At 68.4% G+C, this 24718-nt stretch carries 16 protein-coding genes; 6 read left to right on the plus strand and 10 right to left on the minus strand.

All coding sequences use genetic code 11. The annotated features are described in order from the left end of the window. Nucleotides 1-60: 60 nt before the first annotated feature. The gene (locus tag C7444_RS17910) at nucleotides 61-1068 is read right to left on the minus strand and encodes a porin (RefSeq protein WP_110402225.1); all 1008 of its coding nucleotides are present in this window, start codon (nucleotides 1066-1068) and stop codon (nucleotides 61-63) included. Between the two features lie 638 nt (nucleotides 1069-1706). On the opposite strand from C7444_RS17910, the gene C7444_RS17915 reads away from it, so the two are divergent. Further along, entirely contained in the window at nucleotides 1707-2549 is an 843-nt protein-coding gene (locus C7444_RS17915; protein WP_110402226.1) for an urease accessory protein UreD, read from the plus strand. A gap of 93 nt (nucleotides 2550-2642) precedes the next feature. Next, entirely contained in the window at nucleotides 2643-3023 is a 381-nt protein-coding gene (locus tag C7444_RS17920; protein ID WP_110402227.1) for a hypothetical protein, read from the plus strand. Between the two features lie 9 nt (nucleotides 3024-3032). Here C7444_RS17920 and C7444_RS17925 read toward each other — a convergent pair whose 3' ends face one another. After that, on the minus strand, nucleotides 3033-3704 hold the full coding sequence (locus tag C7444_RS17925; protein ID WP_110402228.1) for a glutathione S-transferase: 672 nt from the start codon (nucleotides 3702-3704) through the stop codon (nucleotides 3033-3035). Beyond that, entirely contained in the window at nucleotides 3704-5044 is a 1341-nt protein-coding gene (locus C7444_RS17930; protein ID WP_110402229.1) for a TIGR03862 family flavoprotein, read from the minus strand. Before C7444_RS17930 ends, C7444_RS17925 begins: the two co-directional genes overlap by 1 nt. Nucleotides 5045-5275: 231 nt before the next feature. Here C7444_RS17930 and C7444_RS17935 point away from each other — a divergent pair, with 231 nt between their 5' ends. From C7444_RS17935 to C7444_RS17945, 3 genes are all read left to right on the plus strand, one after another. Beyond that, a complete protein-coding gene (locus C7444_RS17935; RefSeq protein ID WP_170130796.1) occupies nucleotides 5276-7093 on the plus strand; it encodes an ATP-binding protein in 1818 nt (605 codons plus the stop codon). A 236-nt stretch (nucleotides 7094-7329) separates the two neighbouring features. Continuing rightward, nucleotides 7330-8295, plus strand: a complete 966-nt coding sequence (locus tag C7444_RS17940) for a hypothetical protein (RefSeq protein WP_170130797.1) — start codon at nucleotides 7330-7332, stop codon at nucleotides 8293-8295. Next, the gene (locus C7444_RS17945) at nucleotides 8292-8837 is read left to right on the plus strand and encodes a hypothetical protein (RefSeq protein WP_110402232.1); all 546 of its coding nucleotides are present in this window, start codon (nucleotides 8292-8294) and stop codon (nucleotides 8835-8837) included. The genes C7444_RS17940 and C7444_RS17945 overlap by 4 nt, the downstream gene beginning before the upstream one ends. 65 nt (nucleotides 8838-8902) lie before the next feature. Here the strand turns inward: C7444_RS17945 and urtE are convergent, their stop codons facing one another. From urtE to urtA, 5 genes are all read right to left on the minus strand, one after another. After that, complete coding sequence (gene urtE, locus C7444_RS17950) at nucleotides 8903-9595, minus strand: urea ABC transporter ATP-binding subunit UrtE (RefSeq protein ID WP_110402233.1); 693 nt, start codon at nucleotides 9593-9595, stop codon at nucleotides 8903-8905. Nucleotides 9596-9760: 165 nt separating this feature from the next. After that, entirely contained in the window at nucleotides 9761-10642 is an 882-nt protein-coding gene (urtD, locus tag C7444_RS17955) for an urea ABC transporter ATP-binding protein UrtD (RefSeq protein ID WP_110402234.1), read from the minus strand. After that, entirely contained in the window at nucleotides 10639-11769 is a 1131-nt protein-coding gene (gene urtC, locus C7444_RS17960; RefSeq protein ID WP_211317597.1) for an urea ABC transporter permease subunit UrtC, read from the minus strand. Before urtC ends, urtD begins: the two co-directional genes overlap by 4 nt. Then, a complete protein-coding gene (gene urtB, locus C7444_RS17965) occupies nucleotides 11766-13313 on the minus strand; it encodes an urea ABC transporter permease subunit UrtB (protein WP_110402264.1) in 1548 nt (515 codons plus the stop codon). Before urtB ends, urtC begins: the two co-directional genes overlap by 4 nt. A gap of 227 nt (nucleotides 13314-13540) precedes the next feature. Further along, nucleotides 13541-14818 carry an urea ABC transporter substrate-binding protein gene (gene urtA, locus C7444_RS17970; protein WP_110402235.1) on the minus strand — a complete coding sequence of 426 codons (1278 nt, stop codon included), beginning with the start codon at nucleotides 14816-14818 and terminating at the stop codon, nucleotides 13541-13543. A gap of 233 nt (nucleotides 14819-15051) precedes the next feature. On the opposite strand from urtA, the gene C7444_RS17975 reads away from it, so the two are divergent. Continuing rightward, nucleotides 15052-20142 (plus strand): EAL domain-containing protein, encoded by a 5091-nt coding sequence (locus tag C7444_RS17975; protein ID WP_170130798.1) that lies wholly within the window; start codon nucleotides 15052-15054, stop codon nucleotides 20140-20142. Between the two features lie 24 nt (nucleotides 20143-20166). Here C7444_RS17975 and C7444_RS17980 read toward each other — a convergent pair whose 3' ends face one another. After that, on the minus strand, nucleotides 20167-21147 hold the full coding sequence (locus C7444_RS17980; protein ID WP_110402237.1) for a response regulator transcription factor: 981 nt from the start codon (nucleotides 21145-21147) through the stop codon (nucleotides 20167-20169). Beyond that, nucleotides 21128-24697 (minus strand): hybrid sensor histidine kinase/response regulator, encoded by a 3570-nt coding sequence (locus C7444_RS17985; RefSeq protein WP_110402238.1) that lies wholly within the window; start codon nucleotides 24695-24697, stop codon nucleotides 21128-21130. The genes C7444_RS17980 and C7444_RS17985 overlap by 20 nt, the downstream gene beginning before the upstream one ends. Nucleotides 24698-24718: the final 21 nt, after the last annotated feature.

Here is a 24718-nt window from a genome sequence, read left to right on the forward strand (position 1 = left end):
GCGACGCCGGCCCGCGGACCGCTCCGGAGGAGCCGGTCGCGAGACCGGCCCCGAGTCGCGTCAGAAGCGGTGGCGCAGGCCGACCGCGAAGGTGTTGCCGCTCGACAGGCTGGTCTTCTTGTCGTTCATGTAGACCGCATAGACATCGCTGCGCCGGGACAGCTTGTGGTCGTAGCCGAAGGAGGTGGTCTTGCGGGTGACGGTGGCCGCGCCCTTCTCCTCCCGGGCCTGACCGTGGGACAGCAGCAGGGCGCCCGAGCCGACCGGCACCGAAGCCCCGACCTGGAACAGCCGGGTCTCGACATCGACCGTCGCATCGGTCTCGACCTGGCCGTACTGGCCGAACAGCTTGGCGACACCAAAATCGTAGGAGGCGTTGAGCTGGGTCGTGGTCTGGGCCTCGAAGCCCGCGGGATAGACCGCCACGCCGTTCTTGACCTGCTGGTAGGTCAGCATCGTCGACAGGCCGGCGATGGCGTACTTGACGCTCGCGCTGGTGTTGCGGCCGGTGGCCCCCGTGGCCCCTTCACCGGCATTGACCAGCGCCGAGGCGCTGAAGCCGCCCCAGGTCGGGCTGGTGTAGAGCGCCGAGTTGCTCCAGCCGCTGTCACCGTAGAGCGCACCGACGAAATAGTGGCGCACCGACGGCGAGAAGCCGTAGGAGTCGCCGAAGGCGTTGTAGGACACCGTGCTGACGAACAGCGGCGTGGTGTTGCGGCCCAGGGTCAGGCTGCCCAGCGTGGCGCTTTCCAGGCCGACGATGGCCTTGCGGGCCCAGAACGCATCGGTGTCGAAGCGGGCGCTCTTGCCGGTGTCCGCACGCAGGAAGCTCTCCAGCGCGAACTTCGCCTTCAGGCCACCCCCCAGGTCTTCCGTCCCGGCAAAGCCGATGTGGCTGGTGGTCATCTTGCCGTTCTCGGCGGCCTTGAGCTTGCTTTCACCCGCCGCCTGGAACGAGCCGACCGACATGTCGACCAGGCCGTACAGGCTCACCGTCTGGGCCGAAGCCGAACCGGCAAGGGCCGCCAGGGCGGCGGCGGCGATCAATTTCTGGTGCGAAAAAAGCATGGTGATTCCACGTAGGAGGTTGTCGACAACGGAGGCACAAGAGCAATTTCCGACCGCCTCAGGCCCGGGCCGCCTCACCTCGGTGCCGGCGGCGGCCCGTGGCGAGGCACGGCGCCTGATTCTGGTGAACGCTTCTACTCTCTGCCGCTTTGTATGCAAACGGTGTACCAGTCGGGCCCTCGCTGCCTATTCCGGAGGCAATCCAGGACGAGCCCAGCGCTGGCGCGCACTTGCGAGGTCGCCCCCCATGTTGTCCACAACCTTGTCCAGTGCGGATGTGGACGGATCGGCCCGGGAAAACTTGTCCACAGATCCATCCACGCCTCGAAGGCCGATTCCACGTGAAATATTCGTGTCAGGTTCTTGACAGAACCATGATGAGGCCTTCGGGCTTACCCTGAGACCCCCTCTGCCCGATCCGGAGGCAATCCAATGAATTCTTTTTCAATACAACGTCTTGCATGAACTGACCACAGCAAGCCCACAGACTTGTCCCTGGACTTTGTGGAGTCGATTCCAGTGCCGCGTCGCTCTCGACTCATCCACAGGGCACCCGACTTATCCACAGACGATGGCAGCCGATACACTGCCGGCCTCACGCCGTTCTGTTCTCCACTTTCCACACGGATTCCGCACCCATGGGCTGGCAAGGTCATCTCCAACTCGACTATCGGCTCGACAGCAGCAGCAGCCCGCCACGCACGATCGCCCAGGACCGCCACCGGGGTCCGCTGCGGGTGCTGCAGCGCCTCTATCCCGAGGGCCCGTCGGTCTGCCATCACGTGCTGGTGCATCCACCGGGCGGCATCGTCGGCGGCGACGAGCTGGTGGTGGACATCGACATGGCGCCGGGCACCCACGCGCTGATCACCACCCCGGGGGCGACGCGTTATTACCGCAGCGCCGGCGAAGAGGCGCTGCAGCGGGTGCGCGCGCAGGTGCGCGACGGTGCGCGCCTCGAATGGCTGCCGCTGGAGACCATCGCCTACCGCAGCTGCCGGGCGCGCAACCAGCTGCGCTTCGAGCTGGCCCCGGGGGCCGAGATGATCGGCTGGGACGTGCTGGCGCTGGGCCTGCCGGCCGCAGGCGAGGCGTGGACACAAGGCACCTACCAGCAGCACCTGGAGCTGCCCGGGGTGTGGCTCGAGTCGGCCCGCATCGACGCCACCGACCGGCGCCTGCTCGACAGCCCGCTGGGCTGGGCCGGGCACCGGGTGCTGGGCACGCTGTGGATGGCCGCGGGCAGCGCCCTGAGCCCGGCCCGGCGCACCGAGCTGGTCGCCAGCGCCCACGACGCCATCCAGGCCAGCGGCCTGGGCGACCAGGCCGGGGTCAGCTCGACCCACGGCGAGGTGGTCGTGCTGCGGGTGCTGGCCGGCCGGGTGGAGCCGCTGATGCAGCTGCTGACGCAGGTGCGTGCACGCTGGCGCCAGCTGGGCTGGGGGCTCGAGGCCGCCCCGCCGCGGATCTGGCGGACGTGACTTGATCACGAACTGAAATTCCGGCCCCCGCGAACGGGGGAAAACCCGTAATTTGTCGCACCCCCTCGTACGGAAGCAGGCGAAGATGCGGCCATGCGCTCCTCCTCCCTGACCTCCGTCAAGGCCCGTCCATCGATCCGCACCCTGCGGATCCTGGGCGGATGTGTGGCATGGACCGCCGGCCTGCTGGCGAGCGCCCCGGCCCGTGCCGCCACGGCGCCCGAACCGGCACGCATCGTCGCGGTCGCCTATCAGCAGGGCGTCGACCTCGGCACGCTGCGGATCGGCGAATCCCCGGCGGCCCGCTCCGCCGAGAGCCTTCGGGCGCCGACGGGCAACAGCAACGGGTCAGCGACCCCGCTCGGCGCCGACGAGGCCCTCGTCAGCGAAGAACAGGGCAGCCTCGGCCTGCTGCTGCTGGCCGGCATCGGCATCCTGGCGCTGATGCATTTCCGGATCGGCCGGCGCGGCTGAACGGCCCGCTCACGACGCGTAGTCGTAGGGCCCGCCGCGCTCGAGTGCCCGCCGGTAGGCAGGGCGGGCGTGGATGCGGCGCAGGAAATCCTGCAAGGCCGGATGGCGCCCGTCCAGGCCGGCGCGCTGCGCCGCCGCCTCGAGCGGAAAGCTCATCTGGATGTCGGCCGCCGAGAACTCGTCGCCCGCGAACCAGGCCCGCGTGCGCAGCTCCGTCTCCATGAAATCGAACTGCGCGGTCAGCGTGGGCTGCACGAACCCGCCGATGACCTTGCGCGCGATGCCCCGGGCGATCGGGCGCACGAAAAACGGCATCGGTGCCCGGGCCACCCGGTCGAACACCAGGCGCAGCAGCAGCGGCGGCATGGCCGAACCTTCGGCGAAGTGCAGCCAGTAGGTCCATCGCAGGCGTTCCGGGCTGCCCGCGGGCGGCACCAGCCGGCCCGCCCCGTGGCGCTCGACCAGGTACTCGACGATGGCCCCTGATTCGGCCACCGTCAGGTCTCCGTCGGTGATCACCGGCGACTTGCCCAGCGGATGCACCGCACGCAGGGACGGCGGCGCGAGCAGCGTGACCGGATCGCGCTGGTAGTGCCTGAGCTCGTAGGGCAGGCCCAGCTCCTCGAGCAGCCACAGCACGCGCTGCGAGCGCGAGTGGTTCAGGTGGTGGACGACGATCATCACGGCGTCCCGGACGAGGCGGCCTGCGCCGCCGCGAGCCAGCGCAAGGCGCCGCGGGCCGCGACCCGGCCGCTGGCCAGGCAGGCGGTCAGCAGGTAACCGCCGGTCGGCGCCTCCCAGTCCAGCATCTCGCCGGCGCAGAACAGGCCCGGCAGCGCCCGCAGCATCAGGCCGGCGTCGGTGGTCGCGGCATCGAGCCCGACCCCGCCGGCACTGCTGATCGCCTCGTCGATCGGCCGCAGGCCGGTCAGGCGCAGCGGCATGGCCTTGATGCGCGCGGCCAGCGCGACCGGATCGGCCTGCAGCGCCGTCCAGGCGGCCGGATCCAGCCCTTCGCGCAGCAGCACGGCCTTGACGCCGTGCAGGCCCAGCTGCTCCTTCAGGTGGTTGGACCAGGAACGGGCACCCCGGCCCCGTGCCAGCGCGGTCTCCACCTCATGCAGCGGCCGGGTCGGCAGCAGGTCCAGTTCGATGTCGGCATGGCCCTGGCGCTGCAGCAGCGCCCTCAGGTCGGCGCTGGCGGCGTAGACCAGGCTGCCCTCCAGGCCGGTCTCGGTGACCACGGCCTCGCCCTTGCGGTGGAAGCGGCGGCCCGTGACGTCGGTGAATGCCAGCGCCACGCCCTTGAGCGGCGCACCGGCGTGGCGCTCGCGCAGGTGGTCGCTCCAGGGCAGCTCCACGCCGCCATTGGCGGCCTGCAGCGGAGCCACCGTCACGCCACGGTCCTGCAGCCACGGCACCCAGGCGCCGTCGGAGCCGAGGCGGGCCCAGCTGCCACCGCCCAGCGCCAGCACCACCGCATCGGCGCGCACCTGCTGCGGGCCGGCGGGGGCATCGAAGCCGAGCTGCCACGGTGCACCGGAAGGCTGAGTCGCCTCGCAGGCGCCCGTCCAGCGGTGGCGCATGTGCAGCCTCAGGCCGGCGGCCCGCAGGCGCTGCAGCCAGGCACGCAGCAGCGGCGCCGCCTTCATCTCGGCCGGAAACACCTTGCCCGAACTGCCGACGAAGGTGCTGATGCCCAGGCCGGCGGCCCAGTCCCGGATCGCCTGGGCGTCCAGCCCCTGCAGCCAATCGCCGACCGGCAGGGCCGGCTGGTCATGGCCCGGTGCGGTGGGCCCGACCCGGTAGCGCCGGGCGAAGTCCGCCGCCGGTTCGGCATGGGTCAGGTTGAGCCCGCCCTTGCCGGCCAGCAGGAACTTGCGGCCGACCGAAGGCATCGCGTCGTACAGGTCGACACGCGCGCCGCCTTCGAGCAGGACCTGCGCAGCCATCAGCCCCGCCGGGCCGCCACCGATCACGACCACGCAAGGAGAAGGCGACAGAACGGAGGCATCGGACATGGCTGCGGGGCCGCGAGGCCGGAGGAGAGGGGGCGGGCAGTCTATGCGAAGCCCGCTCCGCAGCGCTTCACGAGGTCAAGCCACCGCACCGCGGCCATCGTGCACGAGCACCGAAATCCGACGACGGCACCTGCAGATTTTTCAGTAACGGCACAGTAACGCCCACGCTCCTATGCTGACTTTACAAACGCGGAACATGCCCGTGAAAAAAGTGGCGCAGGGAGTGCGATCGTGGAAAAGTTGTCGGGGGGGCGAGCGTCGATCCATGTGCATCTGCTCGGGCCACCCCGTTGGCTGGGCCTGGACGGTGGCGAGCGCAGGCTGAGCGCCAAGGACGCGGCACTGGTCGCGGTGCTGGCACTGGACGGTCCGCAGCATCGGGATCACCTCGCGGCGCTGCTCTGGCCGAACGTGTCGCTGTCGACCGCCAGAAGCAGTCTGCGGCAGCGGGCGTTTCGATTGAAACGTGCGGCAGGAGGCGAATTTGTCGTGGCCGACGAATTCATCCGCCTGGCTCCGGAGGTCCTGGTCGACGTCCACGTCACCCTTTCGTCCGACAGCGGCCTGCTGACCTCGTTGACATCGGATCTGCTGTCCGGGCTCGAGTCCACCGCACCGGACCTGCGATCCGAATGGCTGCTGACACGTCGGGAGCGGTTTGCCACCGAGCGACGGGATGCGGTCACCCACCGGGCGAATCGCTGCGAACGCGAGGGCAACGTTGCCCAGGCCATCACCTGGATGAAGCTGCTGATCGATGCCGATCCGTTGAGCGAATGCGCCTGGCGCCGCTTGATGCAACTGCACAGTGCACGCGGGGACCGGACGGCAGCGCTGGCCACCTATGACCGTCTGGAGCGATTGATCCGGGATGAACTGGGCACGCATCCGGATGAAGAGACGATGGAGCTGATGCGCTCCATCGACGCCATGGGGCGGACTGACGCCGTCAACGGTCTGCTGAGCCGGAGCAGCAGCATCCCGGAGCGCCTGAAGCACCCGCCCCGGCTCGTCGGCAGACAGGACGTGCTGGCGGACGTCCGCAACGCCTGGGCTTGCGACCGGCTGGCCTGGATCGAAGGACCGATCGGCAGCGGCAGGACACGGCTGCTGGAGGCGCTGTCCACGACCACCGGTGTCCTGCGATGGCAACTGCTCATGAGGGACGGCTCGAGGCCTTCGGCGACGGTGGCCCGGTTCGTGAAGCAGCTGCTCCACTGGCCGGCATCGACAGCGGACGGCAGCTCACCGGACAGTGTGGAGACGGCGATTCGCAGGGACGCGCCAGCGGTCCTGATGGAAGCCTTGACCGCGGCCATGGCCGCAGGCCTCACCACGGTTCTGATTGATGACCTGCAGCACGCCGACCCGGACAGCCTGGATGGCCTGGCCCGGGCGCTGCCCCCGATGCTTCAACGTGGTCTGCGCCTGGCGGTCACCGTGCCCAGCACCACCGAAGACACACGACTCGCCGTCATCAGAAACAGCCTCGCGAGCCGCCACGACGTCGTGCACGTGAACCTGCCCATGCTGAATGCCGCGCAAATGGCCGAGTTGCTCGATGCCATCGATGGGAACGGCGAGTCTTCGAGACTGCTGGCGGCCGACCTGATGGCGCACACCGGCGGCAATCCCTGGTTCGCGCTCGAGACGCTCAAGGCCATGCACCTGCAGCGCTGGTCCGAGGCCGGCTTCTCCGGACTTTCCCCGCGGCTGGTCGCCGTCGTCCCGGCCGTCGTGCTAGATGCCTGTCGGTTGGCGCTGGAGGCGCTGACGCCACTCCAGATGGCGATCGCGCGACTGGTTTCCACGCTGGAAGAAGGTTTCAACCTGGAGCGCGCGGCCGAACTGCTCGGCTGTGCCCCGATGGACCTGATCGACGCCTGGGTCGTGCTGGAACGCCGCGGCATCTGCAGGGGTGACCGATGCTCGTCCTATCTCATGCAGCAGGCCATCCGATCGTTGATGCCAGAAATGCTGGCCAATCAACTGGAGGGAATGACGCGACAGGTCAGGACCCGGAGCATGAATGGCAGACCGGGAAGTTGAGTCGCATCGGTTCCACGTTCAGCCGTACTCAGAGTGATTGCACGACCTCGACACCAGCGCCCTTTTTGTGGGATGGGTTCTGCCCGTCGTTCGGTCGGCCGCGGTGCCTTGCGCCCGGCATGGATTTGCCCGTCTGCCGTTGCAAATATCAAGGAGTGAATCGTGTTCAAGCATCCCTCCAAAGATCCACCCAGACTCTTCAACTGCTTCATCTTCGAGTTCGTTCAATAACCACCATGGAAAACTTGACCATGCAGACGACAGCCCCCCGAAAAAGCTCGACGCAATTGATCTCCTACCCGCGCAAGCTGCTCCTGACGGCCGCACTGATCTCCCTCGCCGGATGTGCGTCGAATCCCGCGGCTCCTCCCCCGCCGGAATCGACCGGGGCCGCGGGCGGAGGCACATCGGTGGGCGCTGACGCGACGCTCCAGACCTGTTCGGCACCGGTGGGCACCGTGCGACTGCAGGATGGGAACAGCTCCGCCGACACGGGGGCCAATCAGGTGGCCAGCAATGAAAATGTGCAATCGCTGCGCTTGCTGCTGAAGGACCTCAAGGATCTGACCGGCAAGGACAGGAAGGAAGAAGATCGAGCCGCCTCGATCGAGGCCTTGCGCCTGCTGATCCAGCAGTCCGGTTGTTTTGTCATCGTGGATCGGGGCGCCAGCGAAAACGCGGCGACCGATGAGAAGAACCGCTCGCGGTCCCCCGGTGCCGAGGTGCGTGACAACGCCAACATGGGCAAGGGACAGGAGGTCGCGGCCGACTTTGTCCTGCGGTCGGTCGTGCTGTCCATGGAGAAGGACGACTCCTCCAGCATCAACGTGGGGGGATTGATCCCGTTCAAGGCTCTGGGTGGACTGTCCGTCGGCCAGTCCAGCACGTCAGCCAAGGTTCAACTGGTCCTGTCGGACGTGCGCGCCAAGATCCAGCTGGCCATCGCCCAAGGTGCGGCCACCGGCAAGAACACCGGCATCGCGACCTCGGTGCTGGGCAAGCTGGGCGGCGGGCAGATCAAGACCGGATCGACCACTTCGAGCTCGACGATTCTGCTGCAAGCGTTTGCCGATGCCTACAACAAGCTCGTTCCGGCGGTCCAGAACTACAAGGCCCAGGAAGTCAAGGGCGGCCTGGGGGCCGGCGGCGCACTGCGGGTTCAAGGCCGGCAACTTGATCCGTCATCCGTGAGCAAGAAATGATCACGTTCCGTCGCGACACATCAGCGGCAAACCCATCCACGGCCCCGGTCCGGGCCTGGTGGGGTCTCGTGCCACTGGGCGTTGTGACGGCGCTGCTGCTGGGGCTGGCCAGCAGCGCCAAGGGCCAGGAGTTCAGCAGGTACCTGCAGTGTGAAGGCACAGTCCTGGCGCAAGGCAAGTCGACTCCGGCACACGCGGACTTTGCCCTGCGCTTCAACAACCGGACCGCGCTGATCCAGAGATCCAACGTGTTGCCAGTGGGCGAGTCCCTGGCCTACAGACCGTCGCCAGTGGCCTATTCGATGACCTATCGCTTGCGCGCCCAGGGGATCAAGGTGATCGCCGTGCCCGGATGGTTTCACAGCACCGTTCTCGTGTTGTATCCCAACCTGGCACGGCTCCATCAGATCAGGATGTCCATCGATCGCCAGACAGGCCTGATGGAAGGCCATCTGCTCAACGAAGAAGAGCAGATGCTCGGGTCCTTCGAGATGCAATGCCAATCGCGGGGTGCGGAGGATCTGCCGGAGCCCAGGTTCTGAATCCATGCCCAGGAGCCTTGCCCTGCACGGGCCCGAATCGTGCACAGGCAAGCGGGGAAAGCCGCTCAGATCGACATCAGCTCGCGCACGCCGTTGGCCTGCATCTCGTGGCCGCGGCCGCGGGCGATGATCTCGCCACGCTCCATCACCAGGTACTGGTCGGCCAGTTCCTCGGCGAAGTCGTAGTACTGCTCGACCAGCACGATGGCCATGGTCTTGCGGTCGGCCAGCATGCGGATCACCCGGCCGATGTCCTTGATGATGCTGGGCTGGATGCCCTCGGTCGGCTCGTCGAGGATCAGCAGCTTGGGGCCCGCCGCCAGCGCGCGCGCGATCGCCAGCTGCTGCTGCTGACCGCCCGAGAGGTCACCGCCACGGCGGTGGATCATCTGCTTGAGCACCGGGAACAGCTCGAACAGCTCGGCCGGGATCGGCGTGCTGCCGCTCTTGTAGGCCAGGCCCATGCGCAGGTTGTCCTCGACCGTCAGGCGGCCGAAGATCTCGCGCCCCTGCGGCACGTAGCCCACGCCCTTGCGCACGCGCTCGTAGGGCACATCCTTCGTGATGTCCTGGCCATCGAGCGTGATGGTGCCGGCCTTGATCGGCACCACGCCCATCAGGCTCTTGAGCAGCGTGGTCTTGCCCACGCCGTTGCGGCCGAGCACGACCGTGACCTCGCCCAGCCGGGCCTCGAAATCGAGCCCGCGCAGGATGTGCGAGCCGCCGTAGTACTGGTTGAGACCTTCCACCTTCAACATACGAACTCCAAGATCCGATCACAAGCACGGTGGGGCCAGGCGATGACGTCGGGCGCCCGGCTGCCGCAGGTAAAGGAGGAGCCTTCAGCCCACCGGGCTGAAGGCGGGGGACACGAAGGCAGCCGGGTGCCCGGCGTCAGCGCTCCCACACGGTCCAGGCACAGATCAGCGCCCAAGATAGACCTCCACCACCTTCTCGTTGGCCTGCACCTCGCTGAGCTTGCCCTCGGCCAGCACGCTGCCCTCGTGCAGCACGGTGACGGTCTTGCGGCCTTCGGTGAGCTGGTCGACGAACTTCATGTCGTGCTCGACCACCACCAGCGAGTGCTTGCCCTCGAGCGACAGGAAGAGCTCGGCAGTGCGCTCGGTCTCCTCGTCGGTCATGCCGGCCACGGGTTCGTCGAGCAGCAGCAGCTTGGGGTCCTGCATCAGCAGCATGCCGATCTCCAGCCACTGCTTCTGGCCGTGGCTGAGCAGGCCGGCGGTGCGCTGCGCGTCGTCCTTCAGGTGGATCAGCGTGATGATCTCGCCGATGCGGTCGAGCTGCTGGCCCGACAGCCGGTGGAACAGGCTGGCGCGCACGCGGCGGTCGGCCGACAGCGCCAGCTCGAGGTTCTCGAACACGCTCAGCTCTTCGTAGACCGTGGGCTTCTGGAACTTGCGGCCGATGCCGATCTGCGCGATCTCGTTCTCGCGCAGGCGCAGCAGGTCGATGGTCGAGCCGAACGAGGCCCGCCCCGCGTCGGGCCGGGTCTTGCCGGTGATGACGTCCATCATCGTCGTCTTGCCCGCGCCGTTGGGGCCGATGATGCAGCGCAGCTCGCCCACGTTGATGGCCAGGCTCAGCGAGTTCAGCGCCTTGAAGCCGTCGAAGCTGACGGTGATGTCGTCGAGGTAGAGCGCCACGCCGTGCGTGAAGTCGGGCTGGCCCAGGCGCATCACCCGGCCGTACGAGGCCTCGCGGTCACCGGACTTGTTGCTGGTGGGGGCGAGCTGGTCGTGCTTGTGGCGCAGCTCGGCCAGCGATTCCATCAGGTCGGGCGTCATGAACGGCTCTCCTTCTTCTTGCCGGACCACTTGTCAAACAGGCCGACGATGCCGTGCGGCAGGAACAGCGTCACCGCGATGAACAGCGCGCCGAGGAAATACAGCCAGAACTCGGGGAAGACCTGCGTGAACCAGCTCTTGGCGCCGTTGACGAAGAAGGCACCGACGATCGGCCCGATCAGCGTGGCCCGTCCGCCCACCGCCGCCCAGATGGCGATCTCGATGCTGGCCGCCGGCCCCATCTCGCCCGGGTTGATGATGCCCACCTGCGGCACGTAGAGCGCACCGGCCACGCCGCACATCACCGCGCTGAGCGTCCAGATGCTGAGCTTGTAGGCGATCGGGTCGTAGCCGGTGAACATCACCCGGCTCTCGGCATCACGGATGGCCTGCAGCACGCGGCCGTACTTGCTGTTGACGATCCAGCGCGCCATCAGGAAGAAGCCGATCAGCGTCAGCCCGGTCAGCACGAACAGCACCATGCGCGTGGACGGCTGGGCGATCGGGATGTCGAGGATGCGCTTGAAGTCGGTGAAGCCGTTGTTGCCGCCGAACCCAGTCTCGTTGCGGAAGAACAGCAGCATCGCCGCGTAGGTCATGGCCTGCGTGATGATGGAGAAGTACACCCCCTTGATGCGCGAGCGGAAGGCGAAGAAGCCGAACACGAAGGCCAGCAGGCCCGGCACCAGCAGCACCAGCAGCATCTGCGCGAGGAACGAGTCGCTCAGCGCCCACTGCCACGGGAACTCCTTCCAGTTCAGGAAGACCATGAAGTCGGGCATCTCGGACTTGTACTGTCCGTCGGTGCCGATCTGGCGCATCAGGTACATGCCCATCGAATAGCCGCCGAGCGCGAAGAACAGCCCGTGGCCCAGCGACAGGATGCCGGTGTAGCCCCAGATCAGGTCCATCGCCAGCGCGCAGATCGCGTAGCACATGATCTTGCCGATCAGGGCCACGTAGTAGTCCGGCAGGTGCAGCGCGCTGCCCTCGGGCACGACCAGGTTGAGCAGCGGCACGAGCAGCACCACCGTGGCCAGCGCGGCCATCAGGCCGGTCCAGCCCCGCGGACCCAGCAGCAGTCCGCGGCGGGGCGTCGACATCGAATTGGTGGTGGTGACACTCATGCTTCGGCACTCCGGCCCTTCATCGCAAACATGCCTTGCGGACGCTTCTGGATGAACACGACGATGAAGGCCAGCACCATGATCTTGGCCAGCACCGCACCCGCATATCCTTCCAGGAACTTGTTCAGCAAGCCCAGGCCCAGGCCGGCGTAGACCGTGCCGGCCAGCTGGCCCACGCCGCCCAGCACCACGACCATGAAGCTGTCAACGACGTAGCTCTGGCCCAGGTCGGGCCCGACGTTGCCCACCTGGCTCAACGCACAGCCGGCCAGGCCGGCGATGCCCGCGCCGAGGCTGAAGGCATAGGTGTCGATGCGCGCCGTGTTGACGCCCATGCAGGCGGCCATGCGACGGTTCTGGGTCACGCCGCGCACGAACAGGCCCAGCCGCGTGCGCGCGATCAGCAGGGCCACGCCACCCAGCACCAGGAAGGCGAACACCAGGATGGCCAGGCGGTTGTAGGGCAGCGTCAGGTTGCTCAGCACCGCCACGCCGCCCGACAGCCAGCCCGGGTTCTCGACCGCCACGTTCTGCGCGCCGAACAGGCTGCGCACGCCCTGCATCAGCACCAGGCTGATGCCCCAGGTGGCCAGCAGCGTCTCGAGCGGGCGGCCGTACAGCCAGCGGATCACCGTGCGCTCGAGCACCGCACCGACCAGCGCGGAGGCGAGGAAGGCCAGCGGCACGGCGGCCAGCAGGTACCAGTCGAACAGGTCCGGCAGCCAGGCGCGGAACAGGTTCTGGACCATGAAGGTCGCGTAGGCGCCGATCATCATCAGCTCGCCGTGCGCCATGTTGATCACGCCCATCAGCCCGTAGGTGATGGCCAGGCCGAGGGCGGCCAGCAGCAGGATGGAGCCCAGGCTGATGCCGGTGAACAGCACGCCCAGCCGCTCGCCCCAGGCCAGCCGGCCCTCGATGCCGGTCAGCGCGGCCTGCAGCGCGGCACGCACCGGGCCTTCGGACTCGACGCCGGGCATCAGCCGCTCCTGCAGCAGGTTCTTGACCGAGGGCTCGCTGGAGCCGGCCAGCGCCTGCGCTGCCGCGAGGCGGCGCGCCGGATCGCTCGAGGCGACCAGGATGGTGGCGCGCATGATCTCCAGGCGGGCCTTCAGCGACGGGTCGGTCTCGGCGGCCAGGGCCTTCTCGATCATCGGCAGCGCCGCCTCGTCGAGCGACTGCTTGCTCAACTCGACGAGCGCCTGCTCGCGGGTGGCGCGCTCGGGCGAGACCAGCCGCAGCACGCCGAGCGCGGCCTCGAGCGCACCGCGCATGCGGTTGTTGTTGACCACGTCCTCGGCCTCGGGCGGCGGCTCGGCGGCGGTGTCGGTGCCGGCGATCACGGAGCGGCCGTCCTGCAGCACGAAGGCCCGCTCACCGGCGACCTTGACCTCGTTGTCGAGCAGCGCCCGGATGAGCACCAGCAGGCTGGCATCCCCTTCGGCCGTGGCCTTCTGGAGCGCCTCGATGCGGGCGTCGGTCTCGCCGGCGGAGATCGCGGCGGCCTGCTGAGGGGTCAGCGCCTGGGCGGCGGAGGCCGCCATCAGGCCGGCCCAGAACCACAAGGCCAGCCTGATGGCCGCCCACGCCAGGCCGCTGCGGCCCGGCGGGCGATCGCACGGCGTGGTGTTCTGCATGCGCATGAGCATCACGGACATTCTTCTTCCTGGAAAGGCGAAGGTGGCGGCACCGGCGTCCTGCGACGCGGCGCACGCCACCTGGGGACCCCCGGCCTGCGGGCCGGGGCGGTCTGGCGGATCGACTCAGCCGATCACTTCTTGACGGGCTCGTTCTTCTTGCCCTTGTTCTCGGCGATGTAGTCGCTCCACGGATCGGCCACGACCGGACCCTTGGTCTTCCACACCACGTTGAACTGGCCGTCGGACTTGATCTCGCCGATGAACACCGGCTTGTGCAGGTGGTGGTTCTTCGCGTCCATCGTGGACGTGAAGCCGCCCGGCGCCGGGAAGGTCTGGCCGCCCATCGCCGCGATCACCTTGTCCGTGTCGGTGCTCTTGGCCTTGGCGACGGCCTGCGCCCACATGTGGATGCCGATGTAGGTGGCTTCCATCGGGTCGTTGGTCAGCGGCTTGTCCTTGTGGCCGGCGATGCCCTTGGCCTTGGCGTAGTCGCTCCACGACTTGATGAAGGCGGTGTTGGTCGGGTTCTTGATCGACATGAAGTAGTTCCATGCGGCCAGGTGACCCACCAGCGGCTTGGTGTCCACGCCGCGCAGCTCTTCCTCACCCACCGAGAAGGCCACCACCGGCACGTCGGTCGCCTTCAGGCCCTGGTTGCCCAGTTCCTTGTAGAAGGGCACGTTGGAGTCGCCGTTGATGGTCGAGATGACGGCGGTCTTCTTGCCTTCGGACGAGAACTTCTTGATCTTGGCGATGATGGACTGGTAGTCCGAATGGCCGAAGGGGGTGTATTCCTCGATGATGTCCGACTCGGCCACGCCCTTGCTCTTCAGGAAGGCGCGCAGGATCTTGTTGGTGGTGCGCGGATAGACGTAGTCGGTGCCCAGCAGCACGAAGCGCTTGGCCGAGCCGCCGTCCTTGCTCATCAGGTATTCCACCGCGGGGATGGCCTGCTGGTTCGGCGCCGCGCCCGTGTAGAACACGTTCTTGCTCAGCTCCTCGCCCTCGTACTGCACCGGGTAGAACAGCAGGTTGTTGGTCTCCTCGAAGACCGGCAGCACCGACTTGCGCGACACCGAGGTCCAGCAGCCGAACACGGCGGCGACCTTGTCCTGCGTGATCAGCTGCTTGGCCTTCTCGGCGAACAGCGGCCAGTTGGAGGCCGGGTCGACCACCACCGGCTCGAGCTTCTTGCCCAGCACGCCGCCCTTGGCGTTGATCTCGTCGATGGTCATCAGCGCGACGTCCTTCAGGACCGTCTCGGAGATGGCCATCGTGCCCGACAGCGAGTGCAGGATGCCGACCTTGATGGTGTCGGCGGCCTGGGCGAACAGGGGCAGGCTGAGGGCGGTGACACCGACGGCAACGGCGGTGAGACGCTGGGCAAACGTGCGACGCGAAGACTTCATGCGAGTGACTCCTGGGCTGAGGTCTGGATGACCGGGACAACGGGTGAAGGAATGCACGAAGTGTGAACAGCTGTGCCGGTTTCACCCATACGCCGGATGGCGTATGGCGTCTGTCCTGATGGGTACCGGCCGCCATGCCCCTTAGAATGATTTTTCATTTGAGGCCGACCAGGTCACCGACGGCATCACGCTCGGGACCGCCCCGTCCGACGCGTTCACCAGGGCCCTGCTCCATGTCCAACGAAACCTTCGTCGAGGCGCCCGTGCCGTCCGATACCGCGCAAGCGATCCCCTCGCGCCCCGTGAGGGTCGTCGGCATCGGGGCCTCGGCTGGTGGACTGGAGTCGCTGAGGGTGCTGGTCAGTACCCTGCAGCCGGGTCTGAACGCGTGTTACGCGGTCGCCCAGCACCTGTCGCCGACCCACCGCAGCATGCTGGTCGAGTTGCTGGCCCGCGAGGCGGACCTGCGGGTCGAGGAGATCTCGCACGGGCAGAGCCCGCAGGCCGACACGATCTACATCACGCCGGCCAGCTGCCATGTGCGGCTGCGTGACGGACTGTTCCAGCTCGAGCCGGCCTCCCGCGCGGGCATTCCGAAACCCAGCGTCGACGAGTTCTTCGAGTCACTGGCACAGACGTTCGAGGAGCGCGCCATCGGCGTGGTGCTGTCAGGCACCGGCAGCGATGGCTGCCGCGGCGTGCGGGCCATTCACGCGGCCGGGGGCTGCACGGTCGCGCAAGATCCGGCGGAGGCCAAATACGACGGCATGCCCAGGGCAGCCATCGAATCCGGCTGCGTCGACTTCGTCACGGGCGTGGGCGAGATCGGCGCTCGACTGGCTCGGCTGCTGGCGCACGATCGAAGCACCAGCGTGCTCGACAGCCTGCCGATGACCCCCACCGACACCCTCGACACCATCGTGCAGACGGTCAAGCGCCGGGCCGGCTTCGATCTGGGACAGTACAAGACCCGCACGCTGGAGCGCCGCATCCGGCGCCGGGCCGTCGCCACCGAATCGCAGTCGCTGGAGGACTATGCCGACCTGCTGCAGCGCTCGCCGCAGGAAGTCGACCTGGTCGTGCGGGAGATGTTCATCTCGGTGACCCAGTTCTTCAGGGACCCGGACGCCTTCGAATCCCTGACGGCCGAACTCGGGCCGCTGATCGACCGCAAGTCCGATGGACAGGAACTGCGCATCTGGGTGCCCGGCTGCGCCACCGGCGAAGAGGCCTACAGCCTGGCGATGCTGGTGTGCGAACATTTCGACCGCGTCGGCCGCTGGTGCAATGTGCGCCTGTTCGCCACCGACCTGGACACCAAGGCCCTCGCCATCGCTCGACGCGGCACCTTTTCCGCCTCGGCGCTGAACGACCTGCCTGCAGCGCTGGCCGAGCGCTACCTTCAGGTCGATGAAGGGGCCTGCCACGTCAGCAAGCGGGTGCGTGACCTGGTGATCTTCTCCGAGCACAACGTGCTGTGCGACCCGGCCTTCCTGAGGCTGGATCTGGTCAGCTGCCGCAACCTGCTGATCTACCTGCAGCCCGAAGTGCAGCAGCAGCTGCTGGGCACCTTCGCCAGGGCCCTGAAGCCGGGCGGCCTGCTGTTCCTGGGCAAGGCCGAGGCGCTGCACGCCCGCACCGACCTGTTCACCGCCATCGAAGGTGCCGGACACCTGTATCGATCCACCGGCAGCACCGACCTGATCCGGGGACCGGCGACACGAACGGTGGCGGCACTGGCCCGCGTGACCGGGGCACGCCCCGGCAGCGAGGCCCGACGCTGGGACCTGGGAGGCTGGCTGACACGTGCCCACGCCGAGGGACTGCTGCCACCCTTCGTGCTGATCGAGGACAACCTGCGCGTGCTGCATGTCTTCGGTGACGTGTCGCGTTACCTGAAGCTGGGCAGCGTCGATGCCACGCTGGACCTGCTGAAGCTGGCCATCGACCCGATCCGCCTGGAGCTGCGCTCGATGCTGCTCAAGGCAAGGCGGCAGCCGGGCAGCCGGCTCGTGCTGGATCTCGTGCTGCCCGACGGCCACCACAACCGCAGCCTGAGGCTGACCGCCCACCGCCGCGAGGAGACGGGGTCGTCGCCGCTGACGATGGTGATGTTCGAGGAACGCGAGGAGCCCGTTCGCCCCGCGCTCCCCGGAGAAGCCGAGGCGCTGAAGGACTTGCAGCGCCTCGAACTGGAGGAACAGCTCAGTGCCATGCGGGAGCATCTCCACACCGTCATCACGGAGCTGGAGTCGGCCAACGAGGAACTGCAGTCGCTCAACGAGGAGACGCAGTCGTCCAACGAGGAGCTGCAGTCGGCCAACGAGGAACTCGAGACCTCGAACGAGGAACTGCAGTCGACCAACGAAGAGCTGATCACGGTCAACGAGGAGCTCGAGTCACGCACGGCCGAGCTGTCGCTGCTCAACGCCGATCTGCACAACGTCAAGAACAGTCTGGTCGACCCGATCATCGTGGTCGACGAACATCGCCGGGTGACGCTGTTCAACCCGCCGGCGGTGCAGGTGTTCGCGCTCGACGCCCACTCGATCGGCGCCCTGCTGTTCTCGCTGCCCTGCCTGGTGGACGTCAGCCAGGCTGCGGCCTCGATCCGGGAGGTGATCGACAGCCACCGCATGATCGAGTGCCAGATCAACGGCCCGCGCAGCTACCGGATGCGCATCCAGCCTTATCTGGACCTGGCGGGGCAATGCAAGGGCGCGGTGCTGACCTTCCACGACAACACCGACCTGCTGGTCGCCGCCCAGGACCTGGCACGGGCGCACGAGCGCATCCATCAGGCCGAGCGTTTCGCCTCGGCCACCATCGATGCGCTGCCCGAACAGATCGGGGTCATCGACCGCAGTGGCCAGTTGGTCAGCGTCAGCCAGCGCTGGCGGGAGGCGCTGGGCGACACCCACCCCATCGCCCCGCAATGTGCAGCCGGAGGCAACTACCTGGCCACCTGCGCCCGCCTGGCGGCAGCCGGCAGCAGCTCCGCCGCCGATCTGCTCGCCGGGCTGCACGCCGTGCTGCACGGCAAGGTGGCCTCGCACGTGCAGGAGTTCATCGACATGACCCAGGATCGGCCACGCTGCGGCCTGATCAGCGTCATGCCCTTCGGCACGCACCTCCGAGAGACGGCGGCCGAGGGCGCCTCCGGACCGGACGACCGTGACCTGTGGGTCATCAGCCACCAGGACCTCACCGAGCGCAAGCGCCAGGAAGCCAAGATCCGTCTGCAGGCCAAGGCGCTGGACAGCGCGTTGAGCGGCATCAGCATCGCCGAAGCCGCCGACGGGACGGACTTCCCGCTGGTCTATGTCAACAAGGCCTTCGAGGAGACCACCGGCTACACCGCCGAGGAGGTGCTGGGACTGAACTGCCGGCTGCTGCAGGGCAGTGACCGCAACCAGCCCGGCCTGGCACAGATGCGCCAGGCGCTGGCCAACCGGCAGGGCTGCCGGGTGCTGCTGCGCAACTACCGCAAGGACGGTTCGCTGTTCTGGAACGAGGTCACGCTGGCTCCGATCATCGAGGAGGGCCGCTTCACCCACGTGGTGGGCATGCTGCGCGACATCACCGCCCGGCTGGCGGCCGAGGCGGCGCTGAAAGTCAGCCTGGAGCGCGAAAGCCAGGCCCTGAGCTTTGCCGGCCTGGGCAGCATGGAGTGGGACATCCGCAGCGGCAGCATCACGCTGTCGGAGCGCCATGCCCGTCTGCTGGGCCTGCCCGGGGATCTTCGCCTGCTGCCTCTGGCCGACTACCGGCGCCTGGTGGTGGCCGACGACTTGCCGCTGTTCGACGACAGCGTCAAGCTGTGCGTGGCCGGCCATGGCGGCCTGGACCTGGAATACCGGGTGGCATGGCCCGACGGCACGCGCCACTGGCTGCACACCCGCGGCAACACCGTGAGCGACGGCCAGGGGGTGCCGACCCGCATCCTGGCACTGACGCAGGATGTCAGCGTGCGCAGGGACACCGAGGACAAGGTGCGCTTCATCGCCCACCACGACGGACTGACCGGACTGCCCAACCGCGTCCTCCTGCGCGATCGTTTCCAGCTGGCGCTCAACGGTGCAAGGCGCAGCCGGTCGCGGCTGGCCGTGATCTTCATCGACCTCGACCACTTCAAGGACATCAACGACTCGCTCGGCCATGAACAGGGCGATGCACTGCTGGTCTCGGTGGCCGAGCGCATGCGGTCCTGCATGCGAGACACCGACACCATCTGCCGCCAGAGCGGGGATGAGTTCATCGTGCTGCTGCCCAGCGTGCGGGATGCCAACGATGCCGCGCACATGGCCGACAAGCTGATCACGCAGATGGCGCGGCCCCACCACATCCTCGGTCAGGAACTGCGGGTGACCTGCAGTGCAGGCGTCAGCCTCTACCCCGACGACGGGGACACCATCGATGCGCTGATGCGCCATGCCGACAGCGCGATGTACCACGCCAAGGGCAACGGCCGCAACGGCGTCGCCTTCTTCGGCCCGGAGATGAACGAGAAGCACCAGGCGCGCATGTCGATCGCCAATGCCTTGCACCACGCCGTGCCCCGCGACGAACTGCGACTGCATTACCAGCCCCAGTTTGATGTTCGGACCGGCAGGCTGGTGGGCATCGAGGCGTTGGTGCGCTGGCAGCACCCCGAACGGGGCATGCTGCATCCGGACGTGTTCATTCCGGTGGCCGAGGACTCCGACCTGATCATCACCATCGGCGACTGGGTGCTGCACGAGGCCTGCCTGCAGGCCGCACGCTGGCATGCCTCCGGCGTGGCCCGGGTGCCGATCGCGATCAACATCTCGCCGATCCAGCTGCGCCAGCGCAACATCCTCGAGAAGGTGGCCTCCGCACTGCACACCAGCGGACTCGACGCCCGCTGGCTGGAGCTGGAGATCACCGAGCGGGCGCTGATCCACAACGCCGAGAGCGTCGGCGACCTGCTGGCGGACTTCCGACGGGCCGGTGTCCGGATCGCGCTCGATGATTTCGGGACGGGTTACTCCAGCCTCAGCTACCTGCACCGTTTTCCGGTGCAGAAACTGAAGATCGACCGGAGTTTCGTCGCGGCCGCACCGGCGGATGGCAATGCCGCCGCCATCATCCGTGCCGTGATCAGCCTGGCTCGCAGCATGAGCCTGGACGTGGTGGCCGAAGGAGTGGAAACGCCCGCGCAGCTGGCCTTCCTCGGCGCCGAGGCCTGTTCGGCCTTCCAGGGTTTCCTGGCAAGCCGCGGCACACCGGCGGCAGATCTGGCGGCCCAGGTCGAGGGCTATGCACGCCTGTGCTCGAGCACATCGGAAGCGGCGACCGACTGAACGCGCCGAGCACGTCGTGCCGTCTCAACGTCCCAGCTGTGCCACCTTGCCCAACGCCACCGCCGCCGCCGCGTTGCGGGTCTCGACCCCGAGCTTCTCGTAGATGTGCTCGAGGTGCTTCTTCACCGTCGCCGGGCTGGAGCCGAGGATCTCGCCGATGTCGCGGTTGGTCTTGCCCTTGACGACCCAGAACAGCACCTCGGCCTCCCGCTGGGTGAGGCGGAAGGCGAGCATCAGCCCCTCGAGCACCGGCACGTCGTCGGCCTCGCGCAGCACCAGCAGCCACTGGCCGTCGCCGGTGGCCTCGTGCAGCGTGAAGCGCAGGCGCCGCTCGCGCGCCTCCAGCACCAGCGACGGCGGTGCCGCCAGCACGCCCTCGACCGCCCCGAGGCGCCGGGTCTCGCCGGCCATCCAGTCCAGCAGCGCGGCCGGCGCCTGCCGGCCGTCGCTGGCGAAATGGGTCTCGAGCAGTTGGCGCGCCAGCGCGGTCTGCCAGACCAGCCGGCCGTCCGGCAGGCGCACCACCAGCGTCGCGTGGCCGAAGGCGTCGAGCGCATTGCGCGCCTGGCGCTGCTGGCGCGCGGCGTGCAGGTGGGCGGCGATGCGCGCCAGCACCTCGCGGGCGCGGATGGGCTTGGTGACGTAGTCGGTGCCGCCCGCGGCGAAGGCCGCCACCACGTGCTCGGTCTCGGTCAGGCCGGTCATGAAGACGATCGGGATCGCGGCGGTCGAGGCCTCGGCCTTCAGGCGGCGGGCCACCTCGAAACCGTCCATGCCGGGCATCAGCGCGTCGAGCAGGATGATGTCCGGGCGGGCCTGGGCGGCCCGCTGCAGCGCGCTGGCGCCGTCGATGGCCACCAGCACGGTGTAGCCGGCCTCGTCGAGCGCGTCGTGCAGCACGGCCAGGTTGTCGGGCACGTCGTCGACGATCAGCACCAGCGCGCTGCTGCCATCGAGGGCGGCAGGCCGGTGGGTGTCTTCGGTGTCAGGCGGTCGGGTGGTCATGCAGAGCCTGTCGGATCAAGCCGCTCATCGCTTCGAGCTGGAACTGGCGCGCGAGTGTACGCAAGCGGGCGGTGCAGGCACGGGCCTCGGGTTCTTCGGCATCGATCTGGTCGAGCCGGCGCACGATGCCACGCAGGTAGCCCAGCGTGACCAGCTCCTGCAGCGCCTCGAGCTGGGCCCGCGACGGCGGCGGCCCGGCGTCGGCTCCGGCCGGATCGGTCGACGCGGGCGTCGCCACGGGCGCGGCGCGTGTCCACTCCAGCGCGAGCCGGCGCTCCAGCCAGTCGAGCAGCAGCGACAGCCGCACCGGCTTGACGATGAAGTCCTGCGTGGTGATGCCCACGTCGTTGTCCAGCGACTGGTCGAAGGCATTGGCCGAGACGATCGCCGCCGGGGCGTCGCTCAGCCCCCCGGCGCGCATCCGGCGCAGCGTCTCCCAGCCGTCGATGCCGGGCATGGCCAGGTCCATGAAGAGCGCGTCGGGCTGGCGCTCGGGCGGCAGCTCCTGCAGCAGCGTCAGGCATTCGTGGCCGGAGGCGGCCTGGTGGATCTCGAAGCCCAGCGGCTCCAGCAGGCTGACCAGCAGGCCGCGGTCGTCCTGCTCGTTGTCGACCACCAGGATGCGCCGGCGCGGGCCGAGGTAGCCGGTGCGGGCGGGCGTGCGCAGCACCTGCACCGCCTCGGCCGCGCGCAGCTCGGGCAGGAAGAGCCGGATGTGGAAGGTCGTGCCCTGCCCCGCCCGGCTCTCGACCGTCATCTCGCCGCCCATCAGCTCGGTGAGCATCTTGCTGATCGTCAGCCCCAGGCCGGTGCCGCCGCTGGTGGCCGCGGCCGCGCCGCCGCGCTCGAAGGGCTCGAACACCCGCTCCAGCTCGTCGGCCGTCATGCCCGGGCCGGTGTCGTGGATCTCGAAGCGGGCCATCTCGCGGCTGTGGCGGGCGTGGAAGCGCACCTCGCCCTCGCGCGTGAACTTGACCGCGTTGCCCAGCAGGTTGATCAGGATCTGCCGCAGCCGCTTCTCGTCGGCACGCACCAGCTGCGGCAGCCCGGCGTCGAGGTCGGCCACGAAGCCGATGCCCTTGGCCGCGGCCTGCAGCTCGAACAGCCGGGCGATCTGCTGCAGCCCCTCGCGCAGCTGCATCGGCGCGGGCTCCAGGCGCAGCTTGCCGCTCTCGATGCGGGCGATGTCGAGCGTGCCCTCGATCAGCGACAGCAGGTGGTCACCGCCGCGGCGGATGACGCGCACGGCCTGGCGGCGGTGCTCGGGGATGGACTCGTCCTCGTCGAGCAGCTGGGCGTAGCCGAGGATGCTGTTGAGTGGCGTGCGCAGCTCGTGGCTGATGGCCGAGATGTAGCGGCTCTTGGCCTGGTTGGCCGATTCGGCCACGCCCTTGGCCTCCTGGAGCGCGCGGTCGGTCTGGCGGCGCAGCTCGATCTCGTGGCGCAGCGCGCTGGCCTGGTCGTTGAGGGCCTGGGTCTGGCGGTTGGACTCCTCCTGCGCCACCACCCGGCTCTGGTGCGCCAGCACCAGCCACCAGGCCACCACCCCCGACACCAGCAGCAGCGCGGCATAGGCCTTCAGGAAGGCCAGCCGCAGCGCCGGCTCCAGCAGCGTCAGCGACTCGGGCGCCTCGGCATCGAGCCTGCCCAGCTCATGCTGGTAGAGCAGCCCCAGCAGCAGCGCCAGCAGCGGGATCACCGCCAGCATCAGCAGGATGTAGTGCCCCAGGCCCCGGTCGAGGTAGGGCCAGACCGGCGAGGGCAGCACCGCGCGCAGCGTGGCCGACCACTGCACGGCCAGCCGGGCCTCGGGCTTGCACAGGTCGTGGCAGCGCACGTCCAGCGTGCAGCACAGCGAGCAGATGTCGCCCTGGTAGGCGGGGCAGTGGGCGGTGTCCTCGACCTCGTACTCGCGCTCGCAGATGCAGCAGCGCTTCAGGCGCAGCACGCCGCCCTGGCCCGGCCGCATCGGCGCGCCGACGTCGTCGGCGGGCAGCCCGGCGTCGGCCGGCACGGCGGGCCGGCGCGCCAGGTAATAACGCCCGCCGGTGCGCCAGGCGATCAGCGGGGCGGCGATGAAGGCCGTCAGCAGCGCGATCAGCGCCGAATAGGCCTGCGCCAGCTCGCCGAACACGCCCAGGTGCGCCACCACCGACAGCACCGAGGCAATGCCCATCGCGCCCACGCCCACCGGGTTGATGTCGTAGAGGTAGGCGCGGCGGAACTCGATGCCCGGCGGCGACAGGCCCAGCGGCTTGTTGATCACCAGGTCGGCGACCACCGCCATCATCCAGGCGATGGCGATGTTGGCGTACAGCCCCAGCACCCGGCCGAGCGCCTGGAACACGTCGAGCTCCATCAGCATCAGCGCGATCAGCGTGTTGAACACCACCCAGACCACCCGGCCGGGGTGGCTGTGCGCCACCCGCGAGAAGAAGTTCGACCACGCCAGCGAGCCGGCGTAGGCGTTGGTGACGTTGATCTTGAGCTGCGAGACCACCACCAGCACCGTCGTGGCCGCCACCGCCCAGCCGTAGTGGGGGAAGACGTATTCGTAGGCAGCCAGGTACATCTGGTTGGGGTCGACCGCCCGCTCGACCGGCACCATGTGCTCGAGCGCCAGGAAGGCCAGCAGCGCCCCGCCGAGCATCTTCAGCACGCCCGGGATGACCCAGCCCGGACCGCCCACCAGCGTGCCCAGCCACCAGCGCCAGCCCTGCCGGCCGATGGGCTCGCCCGGGCGGCCCTCGGGCATGAAGCGCAGGTAGTCGGCCTGCTCGCCCATCTGCGTGATCAGCGCGATGCCCATCGTCATCGCCGAGCCGAAGGCCACCGCGTCGAACTGGCGCAGGCCGCGCTCGCCGCCGTACAGCGCCAGCTCGCCGACGATGCCGGGGTTGCGCTGGAAGACGTAGACGTAGGGCAGCACCAGCAGCACCAGCCAGACCGGCTGGGTCCAGACCTGCAGCCGGCTGATGACGGTCACGCCGTGCGTGACCAGCGGGATCACCAGCAGCGCGCAGATCAGGTAGCCCCAGGCCGGCGGGATGTCGAAGGCCAGGTCCAGCGCATAGGCCATGACCGCGGCCTCGAGCGCGAAGAAGATGAAGGTGAAGCTCGCGTAGATCAGCGAGGTCAGGGTCGAGCCGATGTAGCCGAAGCCCGCCCCGCGGGTCAGCAGGTCCATGTCGACGCCGTAGCGGGCGGCGTAGGCGCTGATCGGCAGGCCGGCCAGGAAGATCAGCAGGCCGGTGGCCAGGATGGCGAGCGCCGCGTTGACGAAGCCGTACTGCACCAGCAGCGTCGCGCCGACCGCCTCCAGCACCAGGAAAGACGAGGCGCCGAAGGCGGTGTTGGCCACCCGCCAGCTCGACCACTTGCGCGAGGCGCGCGGCGTGAAGCGCAGCGCGTAGTCCTCCAGCGTCTCGCTGGCGACCCAGGCGTTGTAGTCGCGGCGGATCTTGATGACCCGCTGCGGGGCGGTCAGCGTGGCCTCGGCGGCGCGGTCGGCCGCGGCGTCGGCGGCAGGGGAAGTGGCAGGGGAAGACAAGGGAGCGGACCGTCTCGTGAC

Source organism: Sphaerotilus hippei, assembly GCF_003201595.1.
In the GTDB taxonomy this organism is placed as follows: Bacteria; Pseudomonadota; Gammaproteobacteria; order Burkholderiales; family Burkholderiaceae_C; genus Sphaerotilus; species Sphaerotilus hippei.